Source organism: Polaromonas sp., from assembly GCF_029945925.1.
Classification (GTDB): Bacteria; Pseudomonadota; Gammaproteobacteria; order Burkholderiales; family Burkholderiaceae_C; genus Polaromonas.
This window is the reverse complement of sequence record NZ_JAQSDN010000039.1, coordinates 162,418-174,269: the sequence shown is the minus strand read 5'-3', so window position 1 is coordinate 174,269 and position 11,852 is coordinate 162,418. Positions and strand designations below refer to the sequence as shown.

At 51.6% G+C, this 11,852-nt stretch carries 11 protein-coding genes; 1 reads left to right on the top strand and 10 read right to left on the bottom strand.

What is annotated here, in order from left to right; genetic code table 11:
- Nucleotides 1-13 precede the first annotated feature (13 nt).
- From PSV40_RS12200 to PSV40_RS12160, 9 genes are all read right to left on the bottom strand, one after another.
- Complete coding sequence (locus tag PSV40_RS12200) at nucleotides 14-1,012, bottom strand: acyltransferase (protein WP_300537800.1); 999 nt, start codon at nucleotides 1,010-1,012, stop codon at nucleotides 14-16.
- Nucleotides 1,013-1,964: 952 nt separating this feature from the next.
- Nucleotides 1,965-3,359: a hypothetical protein gene (locus PSV40_RS12195; protein ID WP_300537798.1), complete on the bottom strand. Its 1,395-nt coding sequence runs from the start codon at nucleotides 3,357-3,359 to the stop codon at nucleotides 1,965-1,967.
- 165 nt (nucleotides 3,360-3,524) lie between these two features.
- On the bottom strand, nucleotides 3,525-4,655 hold the full coding sequence (locus PSV40_RS12190) for an FAD-dependent oxidoreductase (RefSeq protein ID WP_300537796.1): 1,131 nt from the start codon (nucleotides 4,653-4,655) through the stop codon (nucleotides 3,525-3,527).
- Nucleotides 4,655-5,683 (bottom strand): glycosyltransferase, encoded by a 1,029-nt coding sequence (locus PSV40_RS12185; protein WP_300537794.1) that lies wholly within the window; start codon nucleotides 5,681-5,683, stop codon nucleotides 4,655-4,657. Before PSV40_RS12185 ends, PSV40_RS12190 begins: the two co-directional genes overlap by 1 nt.
- Nucleotides 5,684-5,893: 210 nt before the next feature.
- Nucleotides 5,894-6,709 carry a glycosyltransferase family 2 protein gene (locus PSV40_RS12180; RefSeq protein ID WP_300537792.1) on the bottom strand — a complete coding sequence of 272 codons (816 nt, stop codon included), beginning with the start codon at nucleotides 6,707-6,709 and terminating at the stop codon, nucleotides 5,894-5,896.
- A 21-nt stretch (nucleotides 6,710-6,730) separates the two neighbouring features.
- Nucleotides 6,731-7,087: an EamA family transporter gene (locus PSV40_RS12175; protein WP_300537790.1), complete on the bottom strand. Its 357-nt coding sequence runs from the start codon at nucleotides 7,085-7,087 to the stop codon at nucleotides 6,731-6,733.
- Nucleotides 7,084-7,920 carry a TIM barrel protein gene (locus PSV40_RS12170; protein ID WP_300537788.1) on the bottom strand — a complete coding sequence of 279 codons (837 nt, stop codon included), beginning with the start codon at nucleotides 7,918-7,920 and terminating at the stop codon, nucleotides 7,084-7,086. Before PSV40_RS12170 ends, PSV40_RS12175 begins: the two co-directional genes overlap by 4 nt.
- Nucleotides 7,917-8,708 carry a pyridine nucleotide transhydrogenase gene (locus tag PSV40_RS12165; RefSeq protein ID WP_300537787.1) on the bottom strand — a complete coding sequence of 264 codons (792 nt, stop codon included), beginning with the start codon at nucleotides 8,706-8,708 and terminating at the stop codon, nucleotides 7,917-7,919. Before PSV40_RS12165 ends, PSV40_RS12170 begins: the two co-directional genes overlap by 4 nt.
- A 319-nt stretch (nucleotides 8,709-9,027) precedes the next feature.
- Nucleotides 9,028-9,282 carry an acyl-CoA-binding protein gene (locus PSV40_RS12160; protein WP_300537785.1) on the bottom strand — a complete coding sequence of 85 codons (255 nt, stop codon included), beginning with the start codon at nucleotides 9,280-9,282 and terminating at the stop codon, nucleotides 9,028-9,030.
- A 124-nt stretch (nucleotides 9,283-9,406) separates the two neighbouring features.
- Here PSV40_RS12160 and PSV40_RS12155 point away from each other — a divergent pair, with 124 nt between their 5' ends.
- Complete coding sequence (locus PSV40_RS12155) at nucleotides 9,407-10,939, top strand: wax ester/triacylglycerol synthase family O-acyltransferase (RefSeq protein WP_300537783.1); 1,533 nt, start codon at nucleotides 9,407-9,409, stop codon at nucleotides 10,937-10,939.
- Nucleotides 10,940-11,024: 85 nt separating this feature from the next.
- On the opposite strand, the gene PSV40_RS12150 is transcribed toward PSV40_RS12155, so the two are convergent.
- Nucleotides 11,025-11,798 carry a type III pantothenate kinase gene (locus PSV40_RS12150; RefSeq protein ID WP_300537781.1) on the bottom strand — a complete coding sequence of 258 codons (774 nt, stop codon included), beginning with the start codon at nucleotides 11,796-11,798 and terminating at the stop codon, nucleotides 11,025-11,027.
- Nucleotides 11,799-11,852 lie beyond the last annotated feature (54 nt).

Below are 11,852 nucleotides of genomic sequence, written 5' to 3'. Positions count from 1 at the left end.
CACCATCCCCAGCTCAGCCAGACCGGACTTGAGCACGTATTCTCTTTATGGGTTTTTCAATGAAAGTTATGACAAGAAATCCCACCGCCATACTTGTACAAAGACCTAGACCCAAAATCCAAAGATCAGTTTTTACACCGACAATCGCCACGGCGAAAAAACCAGCGACCATATGAATCAAGAAAATTGGATATGATAAATCACCAAGAATATTATCTGTCTCTTTAATTTTAGTATTAGCGCAAGAAACCTTGATCAACTCGCCTTGAATCAAAAAGCTCAAAAACAATGCAATATACATCCCGGCAAAGGTACTATTTACGGTCCCATTAGCTCCAAGAACAAGAATTAGAATGAAACTCAGCAATAAGCACCCAAGACTCCAGGATGGTAACTTTGGCCGCCACCAATGCAATATTGCCCCCATTGAAAACGGCAAGCTTGCAGCGGCAAAGGGAAAATATCGATGTGCAAAATCATACTCCAAAAAAATCATGGCACACGTAACAACCAAGCTGCATGCAAACCATATTATGGTCACGACACGACTACGGGAGAACCCCAGCGATATTAGCGCATAAAAGATCAACTCAACCGAAAGCGACCAGGCCGTTGTGAGTGCAGCCGGGTTGCTCTCAATCGGTGTGGTTAATCCCGGGTTTAAACCGATGATTAGCAGATTTTTAAGCCAGTCCTGCATTGTTATGGGCATATAAGGCGCAGTCCATACGGTTGCCCTTATCAGCAGTCCATTTACCGCCCCAAGCAACAGTGCCAATGCAAGAAGAGTCCAGTATGTTGGATATATTCTCAGAAATCTGTTCAAAATAAACCTTGCAACACCCAAAATGGAATACCCATAGGTTTCGTTTATTATTTTTGTCATTAAATATCCACTGCAAATGTAGAAAGCAAATACCGCATACGATCCAAAATGCACTCCAAAAACCCTCGGACAAAGGTGAGAGGCAACAACACAAATAGCCAAGAAGAAGCGCCACGTTCCAAGCATTATTAATATCCACTTCCAAAACAATAATGGGATTTAGAAAATAAAAATCTTTGGTTGGTAGCTGAGACTGCGGCCGATTCCATGGACGGTGACATTGAGCTACCTTTGTTGTTCGACCAAATTGAAGTAAAAATATTCGACACCCCAGGATTAAATGATTTCCCCTTGCGATTCTCGAGAATTGAACAGCATCACAATGCGCTGGCGATGCCGCTCGTCGAACGCAGCTGGCGATACACGTCACGCACTGCCAAGCGGACTGGTCTCGCTGTATTGCCGAGGGCGGCGGATCAGTAGCGTCTCAAAATGATGCCGATTGTTGTACATCCCCTCCACTCGCTGTTGGTGCTCTCGACGTAACCGTCCCGATCGAGCAAAACCAGATCAATGGGAGAGACTTAGAGGCCTGAAATGCTCAGTACCCCTCAAAAAAAGCTCATGGCCACCATCATCAACACCAGTCAAACATCTGATGCGCCGATGGTAGAGCAGGCGTGTCGCTGACTGAAGTCCACTCACCGTGCCCCCCCCTGACACCTACGGCAAGTTGCATCGGTGTGCCCTCATTTAACGGCAGTTCTGCATTCTTCCTGCGCAGTCGCGTCGCCCATTTATGGCTCACATCGTGGATGCGCCAGTAGCAAAAACATCGGCGCAGTCGTGCGATTTCAACGACCTTGCAAATCAAGTCGTTGCTCACCTGAATATCATCGGTGGTATCGCAAATATCACGGGGGGAAGGGACTCCTCCAACCCGGACACATAGCGCTCGGACTGTTAACTAGCGATTGACGACGGTATAAGTTCCCTCTACTTTTATCGTAGTGTATGTCCGTTCAATGTACTGATTAACTGCAGGCAAGCGGTCTTTGATCTTTACACCATCGATGATCATAGACGAATGATTGGAATTCACAGCAGCATCGGAAACAATTATAGTGGGCGACTCCTTTTACAGTTGAGTCAGGAAATTCAACTCTTCCTTTGGAGAAATATATGCCGCGTAGGTATATTTAGTACAAAATCTTTTATTCGCCATTAAAGCAATCACTCCCTCACTTGTCCACCCGACAAAGCAGCTGACATTCGATTTCCTCAATTGATCAGCCAGCTGATTCATATCAGCAGATACCAATTCAAAATCTTTATGAGGCATTATCATGTTTTTAAAAAAACTGCCGTATTTCAACCCTACGATATACAGCGTCTGAACATTTGTCGTGGCAAAAAATAGAAGGGCAAATGAAGCGAAGTACACATAGTGTGAAATGGACGTATTTGATTTCAAATATTTTCGCCAATCGAAGTTTGAAACCGGAAATAGAGCAGCACCATAATGGAACATCAATAAAATTGGCGGCCAAATCGCTGCCAGGGTGCGGCTGCCTCCAGGACGATTCATGGTTGTTTTCAGAAGAAGCAGCTGAACAACTATCAATCCAATGATCAGATAGCGCTCCTGTCCTCGATCAAACTTCTGCAAAAAAGCAATCGATATGACTACCACACTAAACAAAACCATGATCCCTCCGCCAATATACGGAATCAGTTGCTCTTTAAGAGGATAACTCCAGAGATCTTCTCCATATTTAATCCAATAAATAATATTATCGATATTGCTGGTGATTGAACCAAAGATATTTGAATATTCAATTAAGAGCAAAGACAGCGCGGATGAAAAAACCAAGAACCATCCTTCTACTGTTCGCTTTGTGAGGAAACATCCCAAAACACAGATACCAAAAAATGCTACCGCCATTAGCCCCCTGTCATAGCACCAGAATATGGACGTCATTGCAGCAAACGAGGCGATCCAGAGGAATAGAAATCTCGCAGATTTCGATGCTGCATCTATGTATCTGGCAACAGCCCATATCGTGACAACAAGAAAGAAATCTCTTGCGCCAACAATTGCTCCCTGCATTGTCAAATAGTCAGAGCCCAATTTTGGAGTCAATGCGACAAAAACCAAAACTAGCGCAGCGGTCCAAAATACTTTTCGACTAGATTTTGGAATAATTGTGTGACCCAAGTCCAGGAACAGTACCCACCCCAGCCATAGCAAAATCGATCCGATTTGTCGAGTTCCGACAATAATTCGTTCATCCCCGTATATTAGGGATGCGATTATTGAAGGAATATAGTCAACCGCACCGTGAATCAACAATGGGAATTCTCCAATCCCATTGTAATAAGCGCGCATATGCCATAGAAACCCCAAATACTCACCTTCGTGGAAGGTATCAATGACGGTAGAGGTTAGGCTCGTTGAAAATGCAATAACCGCAGATACTAGGCAGAATAATACAATATGACCGTTTTTTTCAAAGCTGTTTTTAATATTCATATGGATTCATTCAAAAAAATATTATTCATGATCGCAAGCTTCCCCACTATTCGGAATCTCCCCCGTGTTGGTTCGCCAGCCTCCCGGGAATGAAGTCAAGCACCAAGCTCGAACTAGGGAGTTTATTAGACCGGAAGTCAAAAAAGGTGCTTTATGGGTCGTGTTCTAAAATTTCTCCGCATCCAGCTTTTCTAGAACATCGTAGATATTGTCTATTTTTCCTCCCAATATTGAGTAGCAACCGGGTAACTCTGGATGCTTCTCAAACAGAATAGGCCTCCCGTCATCAGCCTCGTTCGTCACAAGAACGGTTTTTATTTCGAATAATGAGTCGATATATTTGGCATCGAAGATTGCCGGAAGATAGCGGCCAACATCTCTAAGCATCCGGTCCACACGTGTTGCCCTTTGGTATTGCAGAAGTTTTGAATAGGGATCGACATCTTTCACGTCTTTCCAATGCATGTGCGGGGTATAACGGACATGCGAAAGCGTGTGCAGGCCGCGAGTGGGAAACGGCATCATCGAAAAAAACGGGCCATCCATTACCGTAATGCCTAGGCCCTGGAGCATCGGTGGCACCTGTATGAGTGCCATCTCAGCAATTTCCTGTTTAAGGGCCGTTCGAGTCCCGGGAAAATCTCCCTTGAACTGATTGAGTCCGCTATAAGTACAGTTAAACACGTACCGGCAGGAGATTAAATCTTCGGGCCCGCGATTGGGCTGTACGGCAACGCTTAGCGAGCCATTCATTCCCTTCGAGATTTTGGTCGCGCGCGTTTCAACCCGGATATGTACGCCACATATACTCAGTTCACGTTCAGCCCAACTTGCAAGCTTCGAAGAATCGAAAGAGTATTCTTCGACGAGAAATACATCCTCGATGAGACGCGGTTCGAAGATTGCTCGTAGCGTCGGCTCTGCAGGCTGAATCCTGGCCCCAATCTCGTGGCAGAAGCGTTCAAACTGCCTGCCAGTGACCTTGGAGTTGTGGCGGGCAATTGCGTATAGCTTGGTAAAGTCTCCCCGGACGGCCTCTGGCCAGTCGCGCACAAACTTTGGGAGATTTACCCGACTTCGATAAGCAGTTGTAAAGCTGCGTGGGTAATGATATCCATTGTGTACGCGAGCCTGATTATTGAGGGATGCACGCGCAAGAAGCGTAGGCTCTCGCTCTACAAGAAGTATGCGCTTCAACCCACGCTGCTTGGCCAAGTAAACGGCAATTGCAGCACCGTAAAACCCTCCTCCGATAATGACCGCATCTTGTTGGCTTACGTCGTCTGCGGTAGACATCAGGCAGCACGTTCAGGGTCAGCGTCCGGCTCATGGTGCGTCTTTGGATCCGCTTCCTCGATATTCAGCTTCTCGCGCCGGGTCATACGGGCACTGGTAAATTCTTGGCCGACATGGTAGAGCGGGCCTTCGTTCGACAGACTGACCATGTGCAGGATGTACTCGCCGAGCACGAGAAGTACGAGTGAGATCAAGAAGAACATGCCAGACTGCTGGAGGGACAAGCTAATCCAGCCAGGGGCAACATCTGTCTTCAGGAGCCCCACTGCTACAACGTAGATGGAGTAGACAAGGTTGGCAACGGCCCCAAACAAAGAAAGCGAGGTAACAAGACGCATCGGCGCGCGAGTTGTAGAAACCAATAGCCGCATGCCCCGGTCAACACTTTCCCCCAACTGCTTTGCGCGTGACACCTTCGGCATTGCACTGTAGCTGAGGTTAACGCGTGCAAAGCCCCCAGTCGCCGGAAGGTGGCGATAAGTCATGCCCGGTTGGGGATGTTGAAGAATGAAGTTAATGACACGTTTGCTCAGGACACGATACTGAGGCGCCTCATTGGCCAAATGAATACCATTGAACCGCTTGTAGAGTCCGTTAAAAACAGCGTAAGCGCTTCGGTAGGCAAGGCTCTGAGCAGATTTTTGCATATTGTTGGCGAACACCACATCAGCGCCATTGACCGCCCTATCCAGCATCTCCGGGAGAAAGCCAATGTCATCCGCCAACGGATCAATGATGGCAACAAAGTCACCCAATGCATTTTCCAACCCAACCCATGCTGCTGTGTCAGCATCCACTTCCTTGGTCAAAGCAAAAACTTGCAAATTGGGCTGTCCGTTTTCCCCTGTTAGATTCTTAAAAACAAACACACTGTCATCATCTGATGCGTTGTCTATGACTATGAGCTCGTAATCACAAACGAGAGAGGAAATACCGGCAGCAGCCTCTGACAGCATTTTTTCAATGCAGTCCGATTGGTTGCGCACGACGAACACAACAGACAAAAAAACAGGAAAAAATTCCATCATGCCCCCCACCTTTTCAAACCCCACCGGCATGGTTAACGCTCTTTCTCTGAAAATTGTTCGCTGAGCTTGCCTGTGTTGACATTATTTCTTTCTTTCGCCACGTTCGAAACTCCACCCACAAAATAATTTCACCTGCAATCAAATAAAACTCAGTCAACTCTCCGGCGTTCATAGTTATCAAGAATCGAGTTGGGCATAGAGTAGTCACAATCAACTGATTTTTGGGTTAAAGAAACCGAAACAGGCTCGAAAAAGAACGTACAGAACCGAAAGATTCCCCTTTAAGCTGCTGATTTTGGTAGGCACTTCCCCTTTGGGATAGCGACGAATCGTCGGTAATTCTTGACAGCAGTAGCCAAGTTTAGGCGCTCGATAGGAAAAATACGCAAGCAACTCGTAAGTCATGAATAGATCGCGGAAAGGCGCGATATTGGGATCAAGCATCATTTTTCGGCTGTAGGCGCGAAAACCCTGGGTGGTGTCGGTCCACCTAAAGCCAGAAAACAGACTCAGCATCGGCGCATGAATGAATCGGATGGCGAAATTTCGCAATCTGGGCGTGTTTTCCGCCACGCCTCCCGCAACAAAGCGTGATGCTTGGACAAAACTCACCCCCTGCTTGAGAGCATCGATGAAGCGAGGTATGGCTTCAGGATCGTCCTTGTCGTTACCGTCAATTGTGACGACGCCTTCATAGCCTTGCTCAAGCACAAAAGCATAGGCGCAACGGAGCTGTGCACTCAATTTTCCAGGGCCGGTTTTAACCAGCAGCCCGCGCACGCTTTTTTGTCGCAGCAACTCCAGTCCAAGCGAATCATCCGTACTGCCGCCGTCGATGATGACAATGTCGGCAATTTCGTTGATTTTGAGGCTCGCCATTCTAGAAAGTAAGTTCTTAATTCTTGCGCCTTCGTTAATGACCGGGATCACGACGCACCAAAGGTGCTGTCGCCCAAGCCATAGGGGCGTCTCAAACGCGGGAACTTCCCAACTAGCAATAATTTCCGGGGTAATGCCAAGCGTCATTGTTGTTTGTCCCGGTGCCAATCAGGTCACTTTAACCGTAATCAGTACAACACCAGCCAGGACAAGTGCAATCCCGGCTCCTGTTGTCCAGTGGAAAGGCTCTCTGAAAATAACCGCCGAAAGGATTGCAACTGTTGCGACCGCGCCCGATGTCAGGACAGGATGCGCAACATTTAAAGGGAGCCGCTCTAAGGCGGCAGCGTAGAGCAGGAAGGATGCACCGTATAGTCCCAGCCCGAGCCAGAATGGCCAGTTGCCCAGCGCCGCCATCATGTCGGCAAGAGAAGGAATCTTTCGAGGTGGCGTCACAGCCATTTTTATCAGAACACTGGCCGAGGCGTTGAAGGCGATACCGAAACCCAGAATCAGCCACTTCACGCGCTGGCCCCAACTTCGCTATTTCGGTAGTGTCGGATCGCCACATTCAGTGCGCGCTCGATCGACTGCTGGTGGGGTTCATTTTTTGTCGCCAGCATCTCGATGGAAACCAGATGATTGGGCAGATGCTCAACCAGAGCTACAACCACTTTGGCATGGTCAGCTCCCCCGTCCCCCAAAGGAAGCAAGTTCGGTTCACTGGCATGAATATGCCCAATAAGGGAGGCGCTGTCTTTTAGCACAGCACCGGGATCTTCCTCGTTAATTGCGAGAGCACCAGTATCCAATTGCATTCTGATCGCTGGGTGGGCGATCTGTCTCACCACCTGGGCCGTTTCAGCGCTGTTGATCATGAAATTGGCACCGTAGCAGCTTGGGTTTGGCTCCAGACAGATCACCACACCACATTTTTTGGCAACATTACCGAGGCGTTGAAAAAAAGAGACGGCTAAATCCATGGCTTGTTGATCACTTAAGCCAGTGCGGTCTCGATTCTTGGGCGAACCAAACACCAATCGTTTGGCACCCAGACCTGCCCCAAAGCGGCAAACTGCCGTGAGATGCTGTAGCGTGGCATCTTCGACTTCCGATGAGCCGAAGATACTCAAACCACTTGTACCAAACAAAAGCGACTGCATGCCCGTGATTTCAATGCCCTGTTCAGCCCACCAATTCTTGATGCAAACGATATCCTTGTCTCTGGCCTTGGCTGGTTCGCGAAAATATTTACCCGGTGCAACATCGATCGCATCAACATGATACCGATGAAGTAATTTAGCTACGGCTTCATCCTCATCGATATCCCAAGCAATGTTTGAAATTGCTAGTCTCATGCGCTTACCTCCGGGTTGAACTTGATCGCGAGTGGCTCAGACTGCGCGTAAGCCCTAACGGCTTGCATGGTTTCACGTGCACTGTACTGGCAATGCCCCCCGGAACCAAAAATTTGAGCATGAACGGTGCGCATGTCGTAGCTCGCCGGAGTGCTACCCAAGGTATTGTCAAAAACTATGCCAAAGCCCTGTTTTGAAACATCGGCCACACTGACCGGTTCTGCAGTGAGATGCACCACCTTCAAACCGGCGTTGAGAGAAATTTGGATATCGCACCAGAGATTGACCATCGGGTAAAACTGGAAAATGCTGCGACTATCAATCGCGTCGAGATTGATGCCATTTAGAAAATCATAAATCACGTTCTTACGTAGACCGGGACCAACCAGACCCGGCAGGCGAACGATCAGATAATTTTCAAAATTATTTTCCACAAATTTTTCAAGTCGACGACGATTCAGGCCGTAAGCGTTAAGACCGGACTCGTCAACAACCGTGTTTTCATCAACCCCTATCGCGCTTTTAAACACATCGACTGTGCTAATCAGGACAAAAGTTTTGCACTGGATAGTTTTCAAGTGCGAAATCAGCCCTTCAATCTTCCGGCGATCTGCGTCGGGCTCGCGATTTGCGATCCACTTTTGTGCAGGGGCACCGGCGCACACAACAGTATCGAACGAAAGATGGTCGATATCAGATATATTGGTTGATCGATAGAGGGCCTCGAAGTGCGCCTGCCTAAGAAGCGTATTTCCTACAAATCCTGAAAATCCAATTAGTGCGTTCATATATATCTTGACTCGGAAGCACGTCCGAAATTCAACGAAATCAGTTAACCGGCACAAAAAGCTGCCGGCGATGCCGCATCGGACCGCAAAGCGCGTGAAATTTCGCTTCTATCAAAAATGATAGCGAAATAATCTTCGGACAAGTGTAGAGCGAGATGCCGGCTCCCACATGGGAAAGCATATCGAGAATCCCAAGAACTCTGAAAAAAAGCAGAACAAATGCAACCTGATAGAAAACAGGCTTGCAAGTACTCGTTGCCGTTCCAAACACTCGATCACTTGCAATAGCAGCAAAGCTTGACAAGTAACTTCTTGATTTTCAGCTCAGTGATTCGATCAGGTCGATGTACTGCTGCATCGCATCTTCCTGCGAGGTGCCCTTGAGCTTGTTCCACGCATCCCACTTGGCGCGTGCCACCATGTCGCTAAAGCCGGGCTTCTTGTCGGCGTTGTCACCGCTGCTGCCCTGCTTGTAGAGCGCGTAGATCTTCAGCAGCGTGGCGTTGTCGGGGCGCTCACTGAGGTTCTTGGAATCGGCCATTGCCTTGTCGAATGCTGCCTTGATGTCTGCCATGAGAGTGCTCCGTTGCGGTTGAAAGTCAGGATGAATTCGGGTAACTGCCCGGTATCTTAGCCACTGCCTTGCCTGCAGAATAGGGAATTCACCCCATCCGGGGTGCTTGGTACACGGAGTTTTCATGGTCACACGCGTTTCGGCCCAGGCCGCAGGCAAAAAAGTCGCGAAGAACGTCCGGAAAAACGTCAAGCGCGCCGTCTCGGGCACGCTGGGCCTGTCGGGTGAGCGCATGAGCAAGGTCGACACGGCCTGGCTGCGCATGGACACGCCGTCCAACCTGATGATGATTGTCGGCGTCTGGTCCCTGCAGCCGGGCGTGAGCCATGCGGTGGTCTGCGAGCGCATCGAGGCCAGCCTGCTCAAGTACGCGCGCTTTCGCCAGCGGGTGATGGAAGACGCCGCCGGCGCGACCTGGGTCGAGGACCGCTACTTCGACCTGCAGAACCACGTGGTTGCCGACAGGCTGCCGAAGGTGGCGAAGGGCAAGGAGCAGGAAGCGCTGCAGGACCGCGTGGCCGAACTCGCCATGCAGCCGCTGGACCGCAAGCGCCCGCTCTGGCAAATCCACCTGGTCGAGGACTACACCGGCCCCGATGGCGTCAAGGGCAGCGCCATGATTGTGCGCATCCACCACTGCATTGCCGACGGCATTGCGCTGATTTCGGTGACCATGTCACTGGTCGATGGCGGCGCGCCCCCCCCCGAGCGGCGCAAGAAAGAAGCCGGCGGCGGCACCGACGACTGGATCGCCGAGACCCTGCTCAAACCCTTCACCGATCTGACGGTCAAGGCGCTGGGCGCCGCCGGTGAGGGTGCCGCCAGGTCGCTGCACCTGCTGAGCGACCCGCACAAAGGCATGGCCGGCTCGATCGACATGGCCAAGGTCATGCTGCAGGTGCTCAAGGACAGCGCCGCCCTCGCGCTGATGCCCGACGACTCAAAAACCCGGCTCAAGGGCAAGCCGGGCACCACCAAAAAAGTGGCCTGGTGCCAGCCGATACCGCTGGACGAAGTCCGGGCCATCGGCAAGGCGCTGAACTGCTCGATCAACGATGTGCTGCTCAGTTGCGTGGCCGGTGCGATTGGCGAATACCTCAAGTCGCACGGCGACGACGTGAAAGGCCAGGAGATACGCGCCATGGTGCCGGTGAATCTGCGGCCCATCGAGCACGCCTACAAACTCGGCAACCGCTTCGGCCTGGTGCCGCTGGTGCTGCCCATCGGCGTGGACAACCCGGTGGAGCGTGTCTACGAGGTGCGGCGGCGCATGGCGGCACTCAAGGGCAGCTACCAGCCGCTGCTGGCTTTCAGCCTGCTGGCGATTGCCGGCCTGCTGATCAAGCCGGCGCAGGACGCGATGCTCAACCTGTTCTCGAAAAAGACCACGGCGGTGATGACCAATGTGCCGGGCCCGCGCGAAAAACTCAGGTTCTGCGGCGCCACGCTGGAGCAAAGCATGTTCTGGGTGCCGCAGTCGGGTGATGTCGGGCTGGGCGTGTCCATCCTGAGTTACGGGGGGAGCGTGCAGTTCGGCGTGATCACCGACAGCACGCTGTGCCCGGAGCCGCAGCGCATCATTGACGAGTTTGTGCCGGAGTTTGCCAAGCTGTCCATCGTGACGCTGATGCTGCCCTGGGGTGACGACGCGTCGTGATTGTCAGTGTTTCCGGGCTCCAGCCCTTATGGAACAAGCGCAACCAGCTATTGAATTTATAGCAATCGGCGCCGCAGTCAATCAGTCAGGCGGAGACGGCAAACCGTTGTGCGGCGATTTCCAGCAGGCCGTCGAAAATCAGGCTTTCCACCAGCTCCACCTGGACCGACATGCTGGGCGCCATCTTCCAGCCCGCGCCGCCGGTCATGATGCATTCGGGCGCCTCACCGCAATGCCGGGTGGTGTTTTCCACCATGCGCTGCACGGCGCCCGCAATTGCAAAGGTGCCGCCGCTGGTCAGTGCGTCGCTGGTGTTGGTGGGGAAGTCTTTCACCTCGCCCGTGGGCACATGCAGCCCGGCGGTGCCGGACTCGAGCGCACGCAGCATGATGCCGTGGCCAGGCAGGATGATGCCGCCCAGAAATTTGCCGGAGGCGTCGATGGCCTCGACCGTGACCGCCGTGCCCACCATCACCACCACGCAGGGTTTGCGGATGCCGCGGCCCAGAAGCCGGTGCCGCGCCCCTATCATCGCGACCCAGCGGTCGGCACCAAGACGGGTCGGGTGGTCGTAGCCGTTGGTCACGCCGGCCTCCTGGGCGCTGGAAACGACCCAGCGCGGCATGACATCCCAGAGCTCCATCTGCTCCTCGACACGGCGTTTGACCGCGTCGCCGGCCACGACGCAGCCCAGGATGTGCGACGGCGTGGGCAGGCCGCGCCACTCCTCGTCCGCCAGCTTGTCGATGTTTTCCAGAAACACCGCGCCATGGGCCAGCACGGGCGACCCGACCACCGGGGCCGCGTAATGGGCCCACTTCAACCGGGTGTTGCCCACATCGAGTGCTAAAAAAGTCATGCCACCCGATTATGAACAGCTTCTGGGGTCTGGGGCGGCGGCAGGCCTAGAGGT

What these genes read in the sequence shown, in the direction of transcription:
- PSV40_RS12200 (WP_300537800.1), bottom strand. Translation starts at nt 1,012, where the DNA reads ATGCTTGGAACGTGGCGCTTCTTCTTGGCTATTTGTGTTGTTGCCTCT.
- PSV40_RS12195 (WP_300537798.1), bottom strand. Translation starts at nt 3,359, where the DNA reads ATGAATATTAAAAACAGCTTTGAAAAAAACGGTCATATTGTATTATTC.
- PSV40_RS12190 (WP_300537796.1), bottom strand. Translation starts at nt 4,655, where the DNA reads ATGTCTACCGCAGACGACGTAAGCCAACAAGATGCGGTCATTATCGGA.
- PSV40_RS12185 (WP_300537794.1), bottom strand. Translation starts at nt 5,683, where the DNA reads ATGATGGAATTTTTTCCTGTTTTTTTGTCTGTTGTGTTCGTCGTGCGC.
- PSV40_RS12180 (WP_300537792.1), bottom strand. Translation starts at nt 6,709, where the DNA reads ATGACGCTTGGCATTACCCCGGAAATTATTGCTAGTTGGGAAGTTCCC.
- PSV40_RS12170 (WP_300537788.1), bottom strand. Translation starts at nt 7,920, where the DNA reads ATGAGACTAGCAATTTCAAACATTGCTTGGGATATCGATGAGGATGAA.
- PSV40_RS12165 (WP_300537787.1), bottom strand. Translation starts at nt 8,708, where the DNA reads ATGAACGCACTAATTGGATTTTCAGGATTTGTAGGAAATACGCTTCTT.
- PSV40_RS12160 (WP_300537785.1), bottom strand. Translation starts at nt 9,282, where the DNA reads ATGGCAGACATCAAGGCAGCATTCGACAAGGCAATGGCCGATTCCAAG.
- PSV40_RS12155 (WP_300537783.1), top strand. Translation starts at nt 9,407, where the DNA reads ATGGTCACACGCGTTTCGGCCCAGGCCGCAGGCAAAAAAGTCGCGAAG.
- PSV40_RS12150 (WP_300537781.1), bottom strand. Translation starts at nt 11,798, where the DNA reads ATGACTTTTTTAGCACTCGATGTGGGCAACACCCGGTTGAAGTGGGCC.